Consider the following 18,568-nt stretch of genomic DNA (forward strand, 5'->3'; position numbering starts at 1 on the left):
AGACCGAAATTGCCCGGCCTGATCCACCAACTGCCAATTGCTTCACATCCGCAGATTCGATCCGAGCCAACATACCATCAATTACTTTCCCCTCTCGCGCGAGCATCCTGTCGGCGCCCTTTGATGCAGGGACTCGGATGTTCCCTGCGAGTCGAGCAGTGTCGCCCTGGATATCTCGGAGCAAAGCAAGGTGGTACACAGCCCTCGCTAGACCTTCACGACTCATGCTTGCGCGGTCCATCAGGATAAAGTCGCCCTGCGACCCTTGACGGGAGATTAGTGGAGCGGACGATTCGATTGGCAGCTTGTCTACCAATGCGACTCTGACTTCTACTCGGCGTGCCAGTTCCTTGGTTCGGACCGCCTCGGGGTTAGCCTCAGAAGTCATAGTCTGTGCTCCCAGCGGCAAAGCGAACGTGAGGAGCAAAGAGGCGAGAAGCTGACGAGTGCAGCGATAAGTGTTGTTCATCGTGTGGGGAGAGATGCGGATAGGGCGGTTGAATTGAGCGGTGTCAGTCACAAACCAGGACATATCCAGACCAGAGTTCATGCCAGCCCGTTCCGTCACCATAGTTGATCTCTACGATCAACCAAACGTTTTCACAACCGGATCCACCACCGCCGTAGCCCGGATCCGATGGGCCACCCGGTGGATCACAAGGCTGAGACGGATCAAAGATGAATTGACCACCACAGGCGATGCGCTTGGCATTTCCGCCCTCATAGCGAACAGCAGTGAGCAGTCCGCCCTTGAAGGCCAACGTCCAAACGATCGAACTCCGGGCTACCAAGGTTCCTCCATACAACTCCCAATCGCCATCTGCTGATAGCGCAGGTGGAGTAGTGTAACCACAATACAGCTTACCGCCACTCGTTCCTTGGTACTGATAGGTGTAGGGAAATGGGAAGGTAAAGCGCCGCTGGATCGGGTAGCCACCCATGTGGGCAGTCGTAACCCACAAAGCAAGCGGCGGAAGAGTTAGGAAGCCCGGCGGTGGAAATGGATTGGGGCATACGAACGTTGCTCCAACCGGAAGCGGCGGGGAATCTCCAATCCAGATCGGCTCTTGCATCGCTTCAGGCAACTCGGTGAGGGTGTAATACCCATCATCTGAAGTTATGCTTGTCCTGATCGATGGTACCTGTCCTCTATCAGGAATTGGAGCGGACACCGTCGGCGTCTCCGATGCGCAAGCAGACAAGATGATGCTTGCCAAGAACGCCGCATAAGATCTACCCAACCGCATATTTCGGATCTCCACAGGTTAAATGATCCCTCATACTTCATTAGGTGAAGGCGACGAATTGTAGATCTGCTTCAATCGCGCGTCAAGTTCTTTTCTGCTACCTTTCTGTCACAACGTCTCCAACCGCCCGTTTGCAACCCTTATCACAAATTTCTGTGTCGAGCACAGCGCACGGACGCCCAGACGCACGTGATCTTTTTTCGCAGCAAGAGTTTCTCCATGCATGGCGAGTCATGGCAGGGAATTCTATGTCAGAGGCACAGATTGTAGAATCAGTTCAGCTATTTTTTGCTGATAGAGCTTCGATCGTGGCCGGTGATCTAATCGGAATACTCGCGATTCAGTCCGAATCTGCTCTTCAGCGAGCCCGATTGGTCTGGGGAACTGATGCTGATTGGTCGGCTGCGAATGTGCGCCGTATACTGAACACAACTACCTCCCCGGAGTTGACCGAATGATCTAGAACCAAAATCAATCGGACGGCGATCCTTTAGCCTGAAGCGCTGCCAGAATCGACGGTGTGATCCTGAACGAGATCTGCCCTTGTGTAACCCATGCCGGGCTCATGAGCGAGACGCTCACATTCGTCCAATAGTTCGCCAAAGATCCTATCTGCGATGTCGGGACTGCGCTCATCGGCGATGTAATCCCAGATTGCGTGGAGATCCCGCGCGGCGGTCTCTGTGAGGGCAGCAAGCACCCATACCCTATCCGCGCTGTTTGCAGCGTTGCACACTCTTGGCCAGGATCTCGTCAGCCACGATCTCAGGAGCGACGAGGCAGCCATGTTCGGAGTCTTGCCAGCCACGTTCTGTGTGCGCACACAGGGCTTCCAGACGTTTCTCATGCAATTTGTTCGCGTTCATGAGCATCTCTTTGGTGGTGTCGTCAAATTCTTCCGCGGAACAGAAAGTATCAAATTCCGTCGACGTCTGACACGGTCTACGAACAGAAGGAGCTGCCCACTCGCGAGCCCGGTCAGGCTTCGCTCACCACCTGCGTGAGCGCCTGCACGAACACCGACTCCGGCTGCGCGCCACTCACACCGTACCGGCCGTCCAGCACCACGAACGGCACCCCCTGAATGCCCAGTCGCGCGGCTTCGCGCTGACTCTGCTGCACATCGAGGTCGTACCGTCCTTCCGTCACCACGGCCTCGATGTCCGCGTCGCTGAATCCGGCGGCGCGGGCCAGTCCGGTGAGCACTTCGGGATCGCCCAGGTCCGCCCCTTCTGAGAAGTGCGCGGTGAAGATCGCATCCACCAACGGCCATGGATCGCGCTCGGTCTGCTGCGCGTGCAGCACCAGGCCATGCGCCCGGGCCGTGTTGGACATGCGCGTGATGCGATCGAACGCGAAGACACAGCCATCGGCGGCCCCCGCTTCCGCCACCCGCGCGAACATGGGTTCGGCGCGCGCCCGTCCACCGAACTTGTTCTCGATCACTTCTTCCCAGTCCCGCCCTTCCGGCGGAAGCGTGGGATCGAGCTGGAACGGGCGCCAGACGAGATCGAATCCCACCTCGGGATGAGCGGCCTGCACCTGCGTCAGGGCGCGCCAGAGGCGACGGTCACCGATCCAGCACCACGGGCAGACCAGATCGGCGTACAGCTCGAGACTCACCAGTTTCGTGAAGGCCATGATACGGAGTGTACGTTTGTGTGCAGGGGAACTGCAGTCCCACGGTCTTCCAGCACCATCGTCAGCACCATCGTATGTCCATCGCCGATATCCGCACCGACTATCGCCAGCGTTCGCTGTCCGAGCAGGACGTGGCCGCCGACCCCATCACGCAGTTCCTGACCTGGTTCGACGAAGCCCTCGCCGCGCAGGTGCTCGAACCCAATGCGATGTGCCTGGCCACTGCCACCCCCGATGCATACCCGTCGGCCCGCATGGTGCTCCTCAAGGGCGCCGACGCCCGGGGATTCGTGTTCTACACCGACTACCGGAGCCGGAAGGGACAGGAGCTGGCCGACAATCCCTGCGCCTCGCTCTGTTTCTTCTGGGGTGAACTGGAACGCCAGGTGCGCATCAATGGCGCGGTGCAGCGGGTGAGCCGGACCGAATCGGACGAGTACTTCCAGTCCCGCCCGCTGCCGAGTCGCATCGGCGCATGGACCTCCGTACAGAGCAGCGTGCTCCCTTCCCGCGCGACACTCGAGCAGGAGCTGGAAGCCAATGCCCGCCGGTTTGCCGACGCGCATGTGCCGCTGCCCGATCATTGGGGCGGATTTCGCATCGTGCCCGAAGAGATCGAATTCTGGCAGGGGCGCCCCAGCCGACTGCACGACCGGATCCAGTATCGCCGGGAAGCCGGCCAGTGGGTGACGCGACGCCTATCGCCGTGAACAAGGCGGCAGCGTGGTCGGCGCTGATGGCGGCGGGCCTGTCGGGACTTCCCGGCGGTCTCGCCGCTCAGCCAAGCACACCACGTCGCATTCAACCGCTGTCGTGCAGCGACGCTCTGCCCGCTCCGTCCGCGCCCTCACTGCGCTGGAGGGGCCGCGACGTGTCGTGGGCGGAGTGGCCGGTGCGCCTCGGAACGCGGGCCATATCCGCCACCATCATCGTGGTGGACATCGATCCGGCGCGCATCGCTCTGTCGCTGGACATTGCACGGGACGGTGATGCGCTGGCACCCTGGTCGCTGGACGATGCACCGGCCGACGCCGCACTGGCCCTGAATGCCGGGCAGTTCACCGACGCCGGTCCGTGGGGCTGGGTGATACACCGGGGGCGCGAATGGCAGGCGCCGGGTCAGGGTCCGTTGTCGGCGGCATTTGCCATCGACACCAGCGGACGCGCGGTCATTCTGCGGGCCGATGAAATCGCCGACGCTCGGCGGCGTGGCGGGTGGACGGAAGTCCTGCAATCGTTTCCACTGATTCTCGACGATGCGCGCATGCCGCCGGCATTGTGTCAGCCCGGCGCCGTGGATCTCGAACATCGCGACATCCGCCTGACCATCGGAACGTTGCCCAACGGCCATGTACTGCTGGCATTGACGCGCTACGCCGGTGTGGGCAGTGCGGGGAGCCGGTTGCCCATCGGACCCACCACGGACGAAATGGCCACGATCATGCGCGACCTGGGTGCCACGCGCGCCGTCATGCTCGACGGAGGGCTGTCCGCGCAACTGCTCCTGCGGGACGGGAGCGGCGGCAGGGATGGCGACAACACGATGCGCTGGAACGGCCTCCGGCGCGTGCCGCTGGCCCTCGTGGGGCATCGCACAACCGACCGTCGCTGAGTCCAGGCCGGAATCGCATCCGGCGGTCCGCCGTGACGGGAAATATCACCGGGAACGTCACCGGAAACACCTCCGGCAATACCACCTGCGTCACACGACCAACGCCGAGCTTGCGTCCGGCACGGGAGCACATTGATTTGGCATGTTGTTCACACCCCTGGAGAAGACGCATGCGACGCTTCCGTATCACCTGCGCGCCGACGCTGGCCGCGATCCCGTTCGCGATGCCATTGGCGATGCTGCTGTCGATGGCCACAGCCGTGCCGGCGCATGCACAGTTGGGCAGACTGAAGAAGATGGGCGCCGAGGCGGCGAAAAAAGCCGCCGAGGAGAAGGTGACCGGGAAGAAGGATGCAGCTTCGGGGACCTCGGGTTCCGATGCGACGTCCAGTGCCGGCGAGGCCAGCGGCGCGACCGCGGCCAGGACCACCGTGAGTTACGTCCTGTCAGGCGATCGCATCGATCTCGTGCTTGCGGCGCTCACCCCTCGGGTCGAGGACGCGGAGAAGCGTCAGGCAGCGAAAAAAATCCGTCGTGAGTGGGCGGTGAAGGACAGTACCAACAGGGCCTGCCTGGAGAAACAGACCCGCCAGGGGGCCGATCCCATGGCCATCGTCGCCGCCATGGAGAAGAACAAGGCAGCGCTGGAGCGACTGCAGGCTCAGCAGATACCGCTGACGAAGCGTCTCAATGAGGCGGCCTCCAAACAGGACATGCGCACCATGCGCTTCGTTCAGGACACACTGCAGACGATCCAGATGCGGCAGGCCGCGCTGAGTGTGGGTGCCTCCTGCGCGTTCGACTTCACCCCTCCGGTGCTCATCGAAGCGGATCTCGCCACGAATGGCATGTCGGGCGACCACGATGCCGATGCCGGATCGTTCGATCCACCGGCCTCCGTGAAGGCCGAGCTGACCACCGTGCAGTTCGGACGTCTCCGGGAGCGTATCGCGCTCTGGGCCATGCTGCAGGAGACGCCGGGCATCAAAGTGGGCAAGGAGGGCGTCTTCACCGAGGAAGAACAGGCCGCGCTCACGGCCCGTGCCGCGAACATCAGGAAACTCACACCGCTCTTCCGCGGCAATGCGCTCCGCTGGAGCGACTGGGGCGACGTGAAGAGTTGGAAGTAACCGTTACGGCTGCCGTATCGGGATCACACCATTGACGACATGAGGCGCGCTGGGGGCAGCAGGTGTCCCCTGGCGCGCTTCGTTCGTGATGAACAGTTGCGTGACACCGGTGGGCGACGAAGGCATCTCGATGCCCGGCACGAGCACCGCACCGCCATCGTTGGGTGTGACGTCCACCAGTGGCGTGGGCACACCGTCGCGGATCATCCAGAGTTGATAACGACGATCGGCCGGCAACACGGGCATACCGAACACGTTCAGAATGCTCCGTCCTTCCCTGGTGTTCCAGAACAACTGCGCCGCGGGACCCTCCGGCGTCTCACTGCGCAGATTGACGAGCAGCACCGACGCGCGCCCTCCCAGCAGCGTAGTCATGAGGCGCTCCCGCTCGGCCAGTCGCGCGTCGCTGCGCGACAACAGCACGCGGCTCTCGCGCAGACGTCCCTCGATCTCGGCGTGATCGCGTCGCAATGAGGCGGCATAATATCCGACGCTCACCAGCGCCACGAACAACACCGCTGCCGTCCACCATCCCGCCAACTGCACCAATCCGGAGCGTGGTTCCACCGCGGCCATCGGTGGTGGGGTGATCGCGCGCGTGGCGCGGCTGGTCAGTGCCGGGCGAGCCGCGGGAGTGCGATCGACAGGACGTGATGCGGCCACTTCGTCGTGGGCGCGACGTTCTTCATGACGGCGCTCGTCCTGACGGCGCTCATCATGTCGACGTTCTTCCTGTCGACGCTCCTGCTGCCGGCGATCGTCCGCGCGACGATCCATCTGGCGTCGTTCCTGATGATCACCAGCACGATCTTCTTCCCGGCGCTCATCGTGTCGACGATCGTCGTTTCGACGCTCGTCATTCCGGCGATCCTCGCCCGATCGGCGATCGAGCGTGGGTGCGGAGGCGTCGAGAGATGCCGATGCGGCGTGCACGTCCGGCGTCTCCGCGCGAATCCGTTCGTACACGCGCTCCAGCAATCCCGCCGGAGGCTCCACCGGTTGTGCACTCGCCAGCACGTTCATCGTCGCCTGGCAGGCGTCAAACTCGCCGCGCAGCACGGCGGAGTTTTCCGGCAACCGCAGCGCGCGCTCGTACACGACCCGTTCTTCCGGAGACAATGCCCCGAGCACATAGGCCGGCATCGCCGCACGCAACGCGTCGAGAGACGGGAAGTCGTTCATGTCACCTCCCGCTTCACGCGCAGCGCGCGCATGCCGCTCTCCACATGCCGGCGCACGGTCTCGAGCGGCACCTGCAGACGATCGGCAACCTCCTGTTGCGTGAGACCGCCGAAATAGAGCAGCGAGAGCACCTGCTGCGTCTCCTCCGGCAGCGCCACCACGAGCGGCGAAGTCCCACCCGCCAGCACATCGTGTTCCGGCCCGCCCACAGTGCGCCGGAGCTCGAGTGCGCGGATACGCGCCATGGTGGTGAGCCATCCCAGCACAGTGCCGCGCACACCACGATACCGTGCGGCGCTGCTCCAGGCCTGTGCAAAGGTCCCCACCGTGGCGTCCGCGGCCAGGGTGGAATCCCCCGTGATACGCAGCGCGAGTCCATACACCACCGCCGCATGCCGTGCATAGAGATGTTGCAGAGCCGGTTCGAGGCCCTGCGCCATCGCCTGCACGTACGCTTCGTCCGATTCGGGATCCGGCGACGGTGGCGGAGCGGAGTTGGAGGTCGTGTCTGAAGTCACAGCGGAAAACTATCGCCTTCCACGCGATCAGGCCGCCAGCTCGTCCCGCAGCTTCACGTAGCTCTCGTAACGCCCCGCCGGAATGTCCCCGACTTCCACCGCTTCGCGGATCGCACATCCCGGCTCGACGATGTGCGTGCAGTCGGCAAACCGGCATTCGTCCAGCAGGGGACGGAACTCCGGAAAACACCCCGCCACATCCCGGGCATCGATTCCCCAGAGCCCCACTTCCCGAAGCCCCGGCGTGTCGGCGATGAACCCGCCATGCGGCAGCGGATGCAGCATCGCGCCCACGGTGGTGTGCCGACCCTTGTTCATGCTGTCACTGACCGCGCCTGTGCGCAGATCGAGACCGGGAAACAGCGCATTCATGAGCGATGATTTCCCCACACCCGACGGCCCCGACAACGCGGAGCTGCGATGCTCCACCTCGTCACGCAGGGCATCCAGCCCTTCCCCCGTGCGCACACTCACCCGATGAATGGGATACCCGGCGGCCGCATGCTCGGCGAACAACCCCTCCGAGACATCCGGTGACACGAGATCGATCTTGTTGAGGACGATGCGCGCGGCCAGATCGTTCGCTTCGGCGATGACGAGGAACCGATCGAGCATGCGCGGGTGTGGTTCGGGACGGGCCGCGGCGAAGACGATCAGCACCTGGTCGAGATTCGCCACCACGATGCGTTCACCATAGCGGCCTCCCGGCGTACGCCGCGCCAGCTTGCTGACCCGCGGATGAATGCCCGTGATGGCCCACGTGTCCGCGTGCTGCGCGTCCTGCTTCAAGGTGACCCGGTCACCCACGGCGAGCTTGAGGGCCCCATGCGCTTCGTGCTTGAGACGCCCACGCAGAGACGCCAGCAGTGTCTCCCCCTGTTCGGTGAAGACCTCCCACACGCCTCCCGTTCCCTGCACCACCACGCCGGACGTCGCGGACACGTCGGCGCGGGCTTCCGGTTCCTTCCGTCCTTCACTCGACTCTGGTGTCTCCTCACTCACGTCTGCCGTCCACGAATGAGGGCATCCAGTGTGGCTTTCACCGACGCCAATGGCATGGCGCCGAGTTGATGACGCACCACGGCCTCACTCGTGCCCGTGACGATGAAACCGGTTTCGAGATGTCCCTGCACTTCAGGCTCTCCATGTCCCCAGCGCACGAAGAACAGATATGCGCCCCACGGCGCGGTCCGATCGCCCGTGGTATCGGTGAGAATGTCGGCCGAGTAGGCGTGGCCATCCACACCCTCGAACGCCGCAGGCCGTTTGTGGACCGCCATGTAGCCGCCGAGCGTCCGCTCGTCGCCGGCATCATGATCGGGCGGCAGATGATGCCCGTGATGAGTGCTCACTCGTTCCTCAGCGACGGAAGCTCTCTTTCACGATATTCCCGGCCATGAAGGCGATGTTCGCGGGACGTTCCGCCAGACGGCGCATCAGATACGGATACCACTGGCTGCCGAACGGCACATAGACACGCATGCGGAACCCTTCCCGCACGACCTGGTCCTGCAGATCACGGCGGACTCCATAGAGCATCTGGAACTCGAACCGCTCCGGCGCGATGTTCCGCTCCTTCGCGAACCGCTTGGCTTCGGCGATGATCTTCTCATCGTGCGTCGCGATACCCGGATAGCGACCATGTTCCATCAGCCGATGCATCGCCTCCACGTATTGGCGATCGACATCGGCCTTGTCCGGGAAGGCCACGTCGGGCGGTTCGAGATAGGCACCCTTGCAGATGCGCACCCGGCACTGCAGGGCGTTGGCCCGGTCGACATCGGTCAGCGTGCGACGCAGGGCACTCTGCAGCACGATCCCCACCGTATCGGGGAAATCGGGATAGAGTCGCTGCTCGAACGTGTCGAGCGTACGGTCGGTGTACGCGCTCGATTCCATGTCCAGACGCACGAAGCTGTCGTACTGCTTCGCCCGCGTGAGCACCTCGCGCACCACCTCCACGCCCAGTTCGTCGGAGATGTCCTGACCGAGCGCGGTGAGCTTCACCGACACGTTGGCCTGCAACTTCCGGTCGGCGATGCGATCGAGCAGTTCCAGATACTGACGGCCGGTGGCGCGGGCCTCCGCTTCACTGTGCACGCTCTCGCCAAGGAGATCGAGCGACGCGGTGATCCCCCTGGCATTGAGCTGCGCCACCGCCTCGAGGGCGGTGGCGATGGTTTCTCCGGCCACGAAACGCGATGCCATCTTGCGTGCGAAGCCGACATTCTTGATGAGATTGAAAATGCGCTGTTGGCGCGAGAGGTACAGCAATCCGGTGCGAAGCATGTGGGGCGGATCAGCGAAGGAGGGTTTTCAGGCGCGCCACGGGAGCATCCTTCCCCTTGGCCAGCCCCGAATCGAAGTGATTCCAGGTCACCAGGCCATCGTCGCTCTCCGGTTCGAGCAGCAACATCGCGAGCAGATCGCGGGGCGTTCCCGTACGCACGACGAACGTTCCGGCCGGCAGCGTCCGCGTCTCCGTGCGCCAGTTGCCGTTCAGCGAGACCTCCTGATGTCCCTGGAACGGCCGGCCCGACTTGATCACCGAATCGACCTGGAACACTTCCACGCTGACCTGTCGTGGCGCATTCAGTGTGGTGACGGTGACGCCGTGCAGACGCAGCAGATCCGCCACCGCCGTCCAGCTCGCGTCGAAGGTGTAACCGCCGACAGCGGGTGTTCGGGTGAGCGCCGCTTCGAAGCGGTCGACCACGGGCATGCGCTGGGCCGTGATCTCTCCCGTGCGGCGAACACCCAGCGGCACACCGGGCTGCGTGCGCTGCGTGGAATCGGCGATACGTTCGAGACGCTCCACCAGCACGGATTGTGTATCGGGCTTCGTCGAGAAACGTGAACGCACCGGCACCCCCGTGCGCGCGGCCTTCGAGGAAGCGGCATACGTGCTCGCCGCCACGCCCGTCTTCACACGGGCAAGTATCGCCGGACGACGTTCGGCGACGTACGACAGAATCTCCTGCACGAACGCGCGCGTGCTGGCCACCCGCCGTTCGAACGGATCGTGCGAATAGGCTTCGCTCAGAATGCTGATGCGACCGCGCAGACCGTAGTAGTTGGTGCCGTAGCGCTGTTTGTGCTCGTAGGTCCACCACCCCGACTTCTCCGCGGCGGTGATCGATTCGCGGCCGTCACCCGAGGAGAAGTTTCCATAGGGGAACACCTCGAAACCATGCCGCGCCTTCATCCGTTTGCGGATCTCCGGCAACAGCGTGTCGGCGGTGAACGGTGCCAACGGCGCCGCCGGGTGCAGCGAAGGCGAATACGTGAGCGCGTAGCCGTGATAGCTGCCGTTGGTGGTGTGGAGATCCATGAACACATCGGGATCCCACGCATTGAACGCCGTCAGCGCCCCTTTCGTCTCGGGCGCCTCGGCTTTCACATAGTCACGATTGAGGTCGAGCCCCATGCCGTTCGGACGCTCACCGATCATCGCGGGGCCGTTCTGCGCACCGCGATTGCGTGCCTGATCGGCGAACTTCTCGTTGCCATCGGCATTGTAGATGGGCACCACGATCACCACGAGGGAATCGAGCACGTTCGGCGTCTTGCCGAACGACCATTCCCGCAGCAACGCGAGCATGGCTTCCTTCCCTTCCACTTCGCCGGCATGGATGTTGGCCTGCACGTAGACGATCGGCCGGTTGAGACGACGCGCTTCGGCGGGAGTCGACACCTTCGGGCGCGAGGCGATCACCAGCGGCAGTATCCGTCCGTTCGGCGACTTGGCGAGCTCCGTCACCGTGATCGGCGCGCCCATCGTGCGCAGCGAATCGACGAAACGGACCACCTCCTCGTGGGTGGACGTTTCGAGATAGTTCGTGCGTTCGGCGCGGGTGCGCGGACCGCGCGTGGTGTTGTCCTGCGCTTCGAGGATCGAGGTCCCCGCGAGGGAGGCACCGAGCAGGCCAAGGCTCAGGAGGCCCGCGGGCAGGCGGGTGCGGCGGAAGGTGGGTTCCATCGCGGACATCAGGACGACAGGCTGGAGGAAACGGTCGCGATCTGGAGCAGATGACGGCGCTGGTGTTGTGCGATGATGAGTCCCCACTGGTACCCGTTTAGCGGGCCCAGAACCGGGTGTGGGGCGGAGACGGTGCCCAGCGCACGGCCGGAGGCACGCACCAGCGCCTCGATCATGCGGCCGCGGGCAATCGATTGCCGATCGAGGGCGTCCGCAAGCGACACGTCGCCTCCGGGCGCCACGCTCTCCGGGGCGATGATGCGACGGGTGGGATTCCACACCTGGAAGCGCTCGATGGTCGGTGCAATCGGTTCGGTCGATGTTTCGTCGACACCTTCGACCTCCTTGATCATCTTCGAGATGAGGCGGCCGACACCATCTTCGAGCAAGGCGAGATGTTCCACGACCTGCGCCACCGACCAGCCTCCGTTGGGAGGAACGGTGGTGTGGTGCGCGGCCGGAATCGCGGCCAGGATGTCGTGCATGTCCTGCTGGGCCGCTTCGAGCGCGGTGACCACTTCGACCGTTCGGGGGTGCAGTGCTTCGGAAGACGTCATCCGCATCTCACGGGTGAAAGGGGTGCTGCCGATCGGCACGGGCGCGCAACAACTTGGCGACTTCGAACCGCCCGGGGAACCGGCCCTGCAGGGCATCGAGCTGCGTGACGACTTCGGCGAGTCCGAGCGTGTCGAGCATACGGAACGGCCCTCCACGAAACGGGGGGAATCCGATACCGAACACCGCGCCGATATCCCCATCGCGCGGCGATCGGATGATCCCTTCGTCCAGGCAACGCACGGCTTCGTTGAGCAGCGGCAACACGGCGCGCTGCTGCATCTCTTCCGTGGTCAGCGTGCGGCGACGGGGCCCGGCGGGAGTGAGGGCGTAGATCGTCTCGTCGACACCCTGCCGCTTGCCGTCGCTGTCGTACCGGTAGAATCCCTTGCGGGCTTTGCGTCCCAGACGGCCACTGGCGATGACCGCGCGCAACGTGGCCGACGGCTGCATGCGCGGCCCGAACGCGGCCTCCATGATCGGTCCCGATTTGCCGGCAATATCGAGTCCGACTTCATCGAGCAGCGTGAACGGTCCCACCGGGAATCCGAATTCCACGAGCGCCTTGTCCACCGCTTCGATCGACGCGCCTTCGTCGACCATGCGTCCGCATTCGTTCAGGTACGGTGCCAGAATGCGGTTCACATAGAACCCCGCACCATCCTGCACCACGATCACGGTCTTGCCGATCTGCTTGCCGTACGCCACCGCGGTGGCCGTGGCTTCCGCGCCGGTTTGTGGGGTCACGATGACTTCGAGCAGCGGCATGCGATGCACCGGCGAGAAGAAGTGCATGCCCAGCACCCGCTCGGGATGGCTGGCCACCCGCGCGATCTCGTGAATGGGAATGGTGCTCGTGTTCGACGCGAAGATGGCCGATGGCGCGGCCTGTTCACTTTCGCGCAGCACCTGGTGCTTCACGTCGATGTCCTCGAACACCGCCTCGATCACGAGATCGGTGTTCGCAAATCCCTGATAGCTGAGCGTGCCGCCCACCAGCGACATGGTGTCGTCGAACTGTGTCCGCGTGATCTGCCGCTTCTTGAGACGTTCGCGCACGACATCCCGCACGGCCCGCACACCGGCCGCGAGTCGTTCCAGCGAGCCATCCTTGAGTCGGACCAGCGTGCCGGCCTGCACCGCCACCGAGGCGATCCCCGCACCCATGAATCCTGCGCCGAGCACGCCGAGTTTGTGCACGGGGCGTGGGATTGCCGGGGTTCCCGGCGGCAGTCCGGTGTCTTTCTTGAGCGCCGTGGTGGCGAAGAACAGATAGACCAGCTGCCGGCATTCGGGCGAAACCGCGAGTTGGCCGAAACGCCGGGCTTCCTCGAGCAATCCCGCGGCGAACGTGTCCTGATACCCCTTTTCGATGACATCAAGCGCGGCCAGCGGCGCGGGATAGTGGCCACGTGTCTTCTTCATGACACTCTCGCGCGCCTTGCGGAACACGATCGCCCGTCCCACGGCGTTTTCCTCGAGCAACGACTCCGCGATGCCGTGATGCCGTTCACGCACCGCCGAACGATCGCCGTGTGCCAGCTGTCGCGCACGTCGCATGGCCACGTCGAGCAGGATGGCCGGATGCACCAGTTCATGCACGAGTCCGATCTGCCAGGCTTTGCGGGCCCGTACGTTCTTGCCCGTGAGAATGAGATCGAGTGCCACCTGCAGCCCCACGGTGCGGGGCAGTCGCTGCGTGCCGCCGGCGCCGGGAATGAGTCCCAGTTGTACTTCGGGAAACGCCAGAACCGTTCTGGGATGCTCGGTGGCGATGCGGTGCCGGCAGGCCAGCGCCACCTCGAGACCGCCGCCCAGCGTCGCACCGTGCAGCGCGGCCACCACCGGCTTGGACATCCCGGCGAGTCGATCCAGCAGCAACTGCCCGCTGCGCGACAGACGCTCGCCATCGGCCGCCGACGTGACCCGCTGCAGTTCGTCGATGTCGGCGCCGGCGATCCAGTTGTCGGTCTTTCCACTCACCAGCACCGCGCCGACGATCGAGGCGTCCTGATCGATGCGCGTGAAGATCTGCTCGAACGTGGGCGCGATCCGCGTGTTGAGCGTGTTCACCGGCGATGCCGGCTGATCGTACGCCACGAGCGCGATGCCTTCGTGTACCCGCAACGACAGTCCCGTGACGCTGTCCTCGAGCAGCAGCGGACCGGGCAACGTGGTCACGTCGATCCCCGTACCCGGACTCTGGTCCGTATTCTTGGCCGTGCTCATGGGCGCTCCACCACCATGGCATGTCCGAGACCGCCCGCGGCGCAGACGGTGAGCATGCCGAACTGCGCGTCGCGTCGCTGCAATTCGTTGCACAGGGTGGTGAGAATGCGCGCGCCGGTCGCCCCGAACGGATGTCCGATGGCGATGGATCCGCCCATCACGTTGAGACGGTCGGGATCGACTTCTCCCACCGGTGCACTGAAGCCCGCCCGTTCGGCCCACGCTTTCGACGTGAATCCCTGCAGGTTGCTCAGCACCTGCGCCGCGAAGGCTTCGTGCATCTCGACGAGGTCGATATCCGCGAGGGTGAGTCCGGCCCGCCGCAGGGCCATCGGCGCGGCGATCACGGGCGCCTGCAGCAGTTGTTCACCGGGATCCACCGCGGCGTAGGCATACGAGCGGATGAATGCCAGCGGCGTGTACCCCAGCGCCGCCGCGCGTTCCTCACTCATGAGCAGCACGGCCGCGCCCCCGTCGGTGAGCGGCGAGGCGTTGCCCGCGGTCACGGTCCCGTATTGCCGATCGAACACCGGAGCCAGCGCCGCCAGCTGCTCGTACGACGTATCGCGCCGCACGCCGTTGTCGGTGGCCAGCATGCTGTCGAACCGGGGCGGCACCATCACCGGCACGATTTCCGCAGTCAGACGTCCGTCATCGAGTCCGTTGGCAGCCAACTGGTGCGAACGCAGCGCGAACCGGTCCTGCGCTTCGCGGGCAATCCCGTTGATCTTGGCCATCTTGTCGGCGCTCTGCCCCATCGTCTCGCCGGTGCTCGGTTCGGCGATGGCCGGTGTGATGGGCACCAGATCGCGCGGGCGCAGCCGGGTCAGAATCGACACCCGCTGCGACAGACTGCGGGCCTTGGACGCGGCCACCAGCACATCGCTCATGCCGCGCGAGTGCAGGATGGGCACCTGGGACAACGATTCGCTGCCACCCGCGATGGCGATGTCGGCATGCCCGAGCACGATCTGGTCCGCCGCGTCGGTGATGGCCTGGTTGGCCGATGCACAGGCCCGCCCCACGGTCCACGCCTGGAGTGTTTTGGGGAAGTGCGGCAGCAGCGCCACTTCGCGGGCAATGTTGGGCGCGGTCACCGACGGAATCACGGTGCCGAACACCAGCAGATCAGTGAGGGCCCCGTCCAGCGCGGTCCGCTGCACCAGTTCGGCCACGGCCAGACGCCCGAGCTCGATGGCCGAGTAGTCCTTGAGCAGGGTGCCGGAGCGGGCAAATGGTGTGCGCACACCGGCGACAATCGCAACGCGCCGGCCGTTTCCAGGAGTGGCCATCCGTGGAAGCTAACGTTCGCGGGGCGGAGTTGCGCGCCGCCCGGGAGACGGACATCACGGCCGCGGGCGACGGGAACGACGCCGGGGCTGGCCAAGGTCTCTCCCCGGGCGCAATGTGCGCGCATGGAACCAGTCGTGGAGCCTGTCATGGAGCCTGTTCCGGGGTGGCGCGAAGCCGCCATGGCCGCTCTCGCCAGCGAGCCCTTCGACATTCTCATCATCGGGGGCGGTATCACCGGTGCCGGTGTGGCCCGGGAGGCCGCCCTGGCCGGTTATCGCACGGCCCTGCTCGAACGGGACGACTTCGCCGCCGGCACATCCTCGCGCTCCTCGCGCCTGGTGCACGGCGGCGTGCGCTATCTGGAGCACGGACACCTGGGGCTGGTGTTCGAATCCAGCCGGGAGCGCCGGCTGCTTCTGTCACTCGCGCCGCATCTGGTGCGCCCGCTGGCGTTCACCTGGCCGGTGTACCGTGGTGCCCGCGTGCCGCGCTGGAAGGTGCGCGCCGGTCTGCTGCTCTACGATGCCCTGGCGCTCTTCCGCAACGTGCATCGCCACGAGGGACTCGATACGCAGGGCGTACTGTCGTACGAACCGGCGCTGGATCGCCAAGCGCTGGTGGGGGGTGCGCGGTACTGGGACGCCGCCACCGACGACTCCAGGCTCACGCTGGCCAATGCCCAGGGTGCGGCGGACGCCGGCGCCGTGGTGCTCAATCATTGCGGCGTGGTGGCCGGTCTTCACGAAGGAAGCCGTCTCGTGGGTGTCACGGCCGAAGACGCCCTGACGGAGGCCCGCTTCGACGTGCGCGCGCGGGTGGTCATCAATGCCACCGGTCCATGGAGCGATGCCACGTCCGCGTTGACGGGCACGGCACAGGGGGCCCAGGTGTTCGGGTCGGCCGGTGCGCACGTGGCGGTGCCGCGTCAGCGCATCGGCAACCGCGATGCGCTCACGATCGTCTCGCCACTCGATGGTCGCGTGATGTTCGTGCTGCCAGCGGGCGCCCACGCGATCATCGGAACCACGGAACAGCCGGCCCGTCGCGGGCCCGACACGATCCGCGCCACGGTGGCCGATGTCACGTATCTCCTGCAATCGATCAACCGCGTCTTCCCCTTCGCCCAGCTTTCACTCGACGATGTGATCAGCGCGTGGTGCGGCATCCGTCCGCTCGCGCTCGCCCGCGCCGGCGAACACAATGCCAACGCCGCCTCGCGGGAACATGCCATCACCACGCGGTCGGACGGACAACTCAGTGTCACCGGCGGCAAACTCACCACCTATCGCGCGATGGCGGCGGATATCCTCCGACATGCCCGGCAGGCACTGGGCGAGTCGCACGCGGGAGCGCACCTCGAGATGGAGCAGCGCAGTCGCACCACGCCCCTGCCCGGTGGTGACATCACCTCACGTGAGGCGGTGGCCGCCGAAGCCAGCGGCACGGTGCGCGACGTGGCGGTCGGTGAACGTCTGGCGCAGGCGTATGGCAGCCGGTGGCGCAACGTGTGGAGTTACGTGCAGCGTACGCCGGCGCTGGGCAACCGGATTTCCGACGACCTGCCTTATCTGGCGGCCGAAGTGGCACACGCCATCGAGCGGGAGTGGGCGTGCACCTTTGCCGACGTGCTCGTGCGGCGGACACATCTGGCGTTCGAGACGCGCAATCATGGTCACACCGCAGCGCGCCGGATCGCGCCCATCATGCAAACGCTGCTCGGCTGGAGCGATGCGGAACTCGATCGTCAGCTGGCGGCGTACGATGCCGACATCACCCGCCTGTTCACGATCGACGAGATGTCGTGACCGGGGCGCGAGCGTGCGCGGCTTTGGCTTCGGCTTCGGGGGGTTTTGACGAGGCGGCGAGTGTTGGGGGGCGCCCTGCGGGCGCGATACCAGCAGGATGCACTGCGGATAAAAGCAGGATCGATCCAGTGTATGCGATGAGAGTGTCGCGGGAGTGTTTTTGAAATGGAACAACGGGCGTGCCGTTGAGCTCGCTGTTTTTTCCGCAGTTCAATTCAAAAAATCCACCTATCCGTCACGCGACATCGCCGGCTTCATGCGGAGGACTATCCTGCTTTTATCCGCAGTGCATCCTGCTGGTATCGCGCCCGCAGGGCGCCCCAAAACACTCGCCGCCTCGTCAAAACCCGCCGAAGCCAAGCAACAGCCGCAGCCCTACGGTGTGAGCAGCACCTTGCCCTGCCGCCCATCCTGCGCAGCGAGCGTCACCGCCTCGTGCACACGCGCCAGCGGGAACGTGGCCTGGACACGCACCCGCAGCTCACCACGCTGAATCAGCGTCGTCAGCTCGCGGTACAATGTCTGCTGCTCCTCGAACGAGGTGCGCCGGAACCAGTGGACCAACCAGAAACCACGCAGCGTGATGTCGCGGAAGATCAGCGAGCGTGGTGACAGACGACTCGATTCGCCACCCGATGCGCCGTAGTGCACGACCGTCCCCCCTGCCGCGAGTGTGGACGCGAGACGTTCGGTGGCCCGTCCTCCAACCCCATCGAGCCCGAGACGGATGGGCGCACCACCGGTGGCCTCGGCGACCCGTGCGGCGAGACCGGGACCATCCACCAGCACGACATCGGCCCCGAGCGGCTGCAGTGAAAGCACGGCATCGTCGCGCCGCACGATATTCACCGTGCGGATACCACGATGGCGGGCCAATTGCACGACGCATTCACCCACACTGCCATTGGCCGCATTCTGAATCACCCAGTCGCCGCGCTGCAACGCGACAAAATCGCGCAGCATGAGCGCCGCCGTGGGCGGATTCACGCGCACCATCGCGAGTTGCAGCAGATCGGCGTCGACGGGGACCGTCCAGAGCAGATTCGCCGGCACCACCAGATGCGTGGTCCAGGTACCAAAACCGGGAGGCACCACGACACGGTCGTCGGCACGGATGTGCCGCACATCATCTGCGACCATCATGACCGTACCGACGGCCTCGTTGCCTGCGACCGAAGGGAGCGCAGGCAGGAGGCCGTATTGTCCGGTGATGGTGAGCAGATCCGACGGATTGATCGGAGCCGCCTGCATGGCCACGAGCGCCTCACCGGGACCCGGTGTCGGCATTGGCCGTTCGACGAGATGCAGCAGATCCTGCAGCGCCGGCCCCCGTTCGACATACTCCACGCGAAGCATCCGCCCGTCCATGCGGGCGTG

At 64.8% G+C, this 18,568-nt stretch carries 16 protein-coding genes; 4 read left to right on the plus strand and 12 right to left on the minus strand.

Annotated elements, in window-relative coordinates:
- Positions 1-512: 512 nt before the first annotated feature.
- Both WG208_RS02975 and WG208_RS02980 read right to left on the minus strand, forming a co-directional pair.
- A complete protein-coding gene (locus WG208_RS02975) occupies positions 513-941 on the minus strand; it encodes a hypothetical protein (RefSeq protein ID WP_337169829.1) in 429 nt (142 codons plus the stop codon).
- 1,284 nt (positions 942-2,225) lie between these two features.
- Positions 2,226-2,888 carry a DsbA family oxidoreductase gene (locus tag WG208_RS02980; RefSeq protein ID WP_337169830.1) on the minus strand — a complete coding sequence of 221 codons (663 nt, stop codon included), beginning with the start codon at positions 2,886-2,888 and terminating at the stop codon, positions 2,226-2,228.
- Positions 2,889-2,962: 74 nt separating this feature from the next.
- Here WG208_RS02980 and pdxH point away from each other — a divergent pair, with 74 nt between their 5' ends.
- The 3 genes from pdxH (at position 2,963) to WG208_RS02995 (ending at position 5,630) form a co-directional block, all read left to right on the plus strand.
- Entirely contained in the window at positions 2,963-3,598 is a 636-nt protein-coding gene (gene pdxH, locus WG208_RS02985; RefSeq protein WP_337169831.1) for a pyridoxamine 5'-phosphate oxidase, read from the plus strand.
- The gene (locus WG208_RS02990) at positions 3,571-4,500 is read left to right on the plus strand and encodes a phosphodiester glycosidase family protein (protein WP_337169832.1); all 930 of its coding nucleotides are present in this window, start codon (positions 3,571-3,573) and stop codon (positions 4,498-4,500) included. The genes pdxH and WG208_RS02990 overlap by 28 nt, the downstream gene beginning before the upstream one ends.
- Positions 4,501-4,670: 170 nt before the next feature.
- Positions 4,671-5,630, plus strand: a complete 960-nt coding sequence (locus WG208_RS02995) for a hypothetical protein (RefSeq protein WP_337169833.1) — start codon at positions 4,671-4,673, stop codon at positions 5,628-5,630.
- Positions 5,631-5,633: 3 nt separating this feature from the next.
- Here WG208_RS02995 and WG208_RS03000 read toward each other — a convergent pair whose 3' ends face one another.
- Genes WG208_RS03000 through fadI form a run of 9 tightly spaced genes read right to left on the minus strand, consistent with a single transcriptional unit; the run spans position 5,634 to position 15,385 of the window.
- Complete coding sequence (locus WG208_RS03000) at positions 5,634-6,812, minus strand: anti-sigma factor (protein WP_337169834.1); 1,179 nt, start codon at positions 6,810-6,812, stop codon at positions 5,634-5,636.
- Positions 6,809-7,330: a sigma factor-like helix-turn-helix DNA-binding protein gene (locus tag WG208_RS03005; protein ID WP_337169835.1), complete on the minus strand. Its 522-nt coding sequence runs from the start codon at positions 7,328-7,330 to the stop codon at positions 6,809-6,811. Before WG208_RS03005 ends, WG208_RS03000 begins: the two co-directional genes overlap by 4 nt.
- 27 nt (positions 7,331-7,357) lie before the next feature.
- Positions 7,358-8,272 (minus strand): ribosome small subunit-dependent GTPase A, encoded by a 915-nt coding sequence (rsgA, locus tag WG208_RS03010; RefSeq protein WP_337169836.1) that lies wholly within the window; start codon positions 8,270-8,272, stop codon positions 7,358-7,360.
- A 56-nt stretch (positions 8,273-8,328) separates the two neighbouring features.
- The gene (locus tag WG208_RS03015) at positions 8,329-8,682 is read right to left on the minus strand and encodes a hypothetical protein (protein ID WP_337169837.1); all 354 of its coding nucleotides are present in this window, start codon (positions 8,680-8,682) and stop codon (positions 8,329-8,331) included.
- A gap of 7 nt (positions 8,683-8,689) precedes the next feature.
- Entirely contained in the window at positions 8,690-9,619 is a 930-nt protein-coding gene (locus tag WG208_RS03020; RefSeq protein WP_337169838.1) for a proline dehydrogenase family protein, read from the minus strand.
- A 10-nt stretch (positions 9,620-9,629) separates the two neighbouring features.
- The gene (locus tag WG208_RS03025) at positions 9,630-11,318 is read right to left on the minus strand and encodes a M14 family metallopeptidase (RefSeq protein WP_337169839.1); all 1,689 of its coding nucleotides are present in this window, start codon (positions 11,316-11,318) and stop codon (positions 9,630-9,632) included.
- Positions 11,318-11,866: a DinB family protein gene (locus tag WG208_RS03030; protein WP_337169840.1), complete on the minus strand. Its 549-nt coding sequence runs from the start codon at positions 11,864-11,866 to the stop codon at positions 11,318-11,320. The genes WG208_RS03025 and WG208_RS03030 overlap by 1 nt, the downstream gene beginning before the upstream one ends.
- 7 nt (positions 11,867-11,873) lie before the next feature.
- Entirely contained in the window at positions 11,874-14,093 is a 2,220-nt protein-coding gene (gene fadJ / locus WG208_RS03035) for a fatty acid oxidation complex subunit alpha FadJ (protein WP_337169841.1), read from the minus strand.
- On the minus strand, positions 14,090-15,385 hold the full coding sequence (fadI, locus tag WG208_RS03040; RefSeq protein ID WP_337169842.1) for an acetyl-CoA C-acyltransferase FadI: 1,296 nt from the start codon (positions 15,383-15,385) through the stop codon (positions 14,090-14,092). Before fadI ends, fadJ begins: the two co-directional genes overlap by 4 nt.
- A 147-nt stretch (positions 15,386-15,532) precedes the next feature.
- Between fadI and WG208_RS03045 the strand changes: the two genes are divergently transcribed.
- Positions 15,533-17,191, plus strand: coding sequence for a glycerol-3-phosphate dehydrogenase/oxidase (locus WG208_RS03045; RefSeq protein ID WP_337169843.1), 1,659 nt, complete (start codon positions 15,533-15,535; stop codon positions 17,189-17,191).
- 375 nt (positions 17,192-17,566) lie between these two features.
- On the opposite strand, the gene WG208_RS03050 is transcribed toward WG208_RS03045, so the two are convergent.
- Positions 17,567-18,559, minus strand: coding sequence for a zinc-dependent alcohol dehydrogenase family protein (locus WG208_RS03050; protein ID WP_337169844.1), 993 nt, complete (start codon positions 18,557-18,559; stop codon positions 17,567-17,569).
- Positions 18,560-18,568: the final 9 nt, after the last annotated feature.

The sequence above is a fragment of the Gemmatimonas aurantiaca genome, from assembly GCF_037190085.1.
Classification (GTDB): Bacteria; Gemmatimonadota; Gemmatimonadetes; order Gemmatimonadales; family Gemmatimonadaceae; genus Gemmatimonas; species Gemmatimonas aurantiaca_A.

Bases quoted from the DNA above. Each gene is read 5' to 3' on its own strand.
- pdxH (WP_337169831.1), top strand. From the start codon at position 2,963: ATGTCCATCGCCGATATCCGCACCGACTATCGCCAGCGTTCGCTGTCC.
- WG208_RS03000 (WP_337169834.1), bottom strand. From the start codon at position 6,812: ATGAACGACTTCCCGTCTCTCGACGCGTTGCGTGCGGCGATGCCGGCC.
- WG208_RS03050 (WP_337169844.1), bottom strand. From the start codon at position 18,559: ATGGACGGGCGGATGCTTCGCGTGGAGTATGTCGAACGGGGGCCGGCG.
- WG208_RS02995 (WP_337169833.1), top strand. From the start codon at position 4,671: ATGCGACGCTTCCGTATCACCTGCGCGCCGACGCTGGCCGCGATCCCG.
- WG208_RS03025 (WP_337169839.1), bottom strand. From the start codon at position 11,318: ATGTCCGCGATGGAACCCACCTTCCGCCGCACCCGCCTGCCCGCGGGC.
- WG208_RS03030 (WP_337169840.1), bottom strand. From the start codon at position 11,866: ATGACGTCTTCCGAAGCACTGCACCCCCGAACGGTCGAAGTGGTCACC.
- WG208_RS02980 (WP_337169830.1), bottom strand. From the start codon at position 2,888: ATGGCCTTCACGAAACTGGTGAGTCTCGAGCTGTACGCCGATCTGGTC.
- fadJ (WP_337169841.1), bottom strand. From the start codon at position 14,093: ATGAGCACGGCCAAGAATACGGACCAGAGTCCGGGTACGGGGATCGAC.
- fadI (WP_337169842.1), bottom strand. From the start codon at position 15,385: ATGGCCACTCCTGGAAACGGCCGGCGCGTTGCGATTGTCGCCGGTGTG.
- WG208_RS03020 (WP_337169838.1), bottom strand. From the start codon at position 9,619: ATGCTTCGCACCGGATTGCTGTACCTCTCGCGCCAACAGCGCATTTTC.
- WG208_RS02975 (WP_337169829.1), bottom strand. From the start codon at position 941: ATGGGTGGCTACCCGATCCAGCGGCGCTTTACCTTCCCATTTCCCTAC.
- WG208_RS03045 (WP_337169843.1), top strand. From the start codon at position 15,533: ATGGAGCCTGTTCCGGGGTGGCGCGAAGCCGCCATGGCCGCTCTCGCC.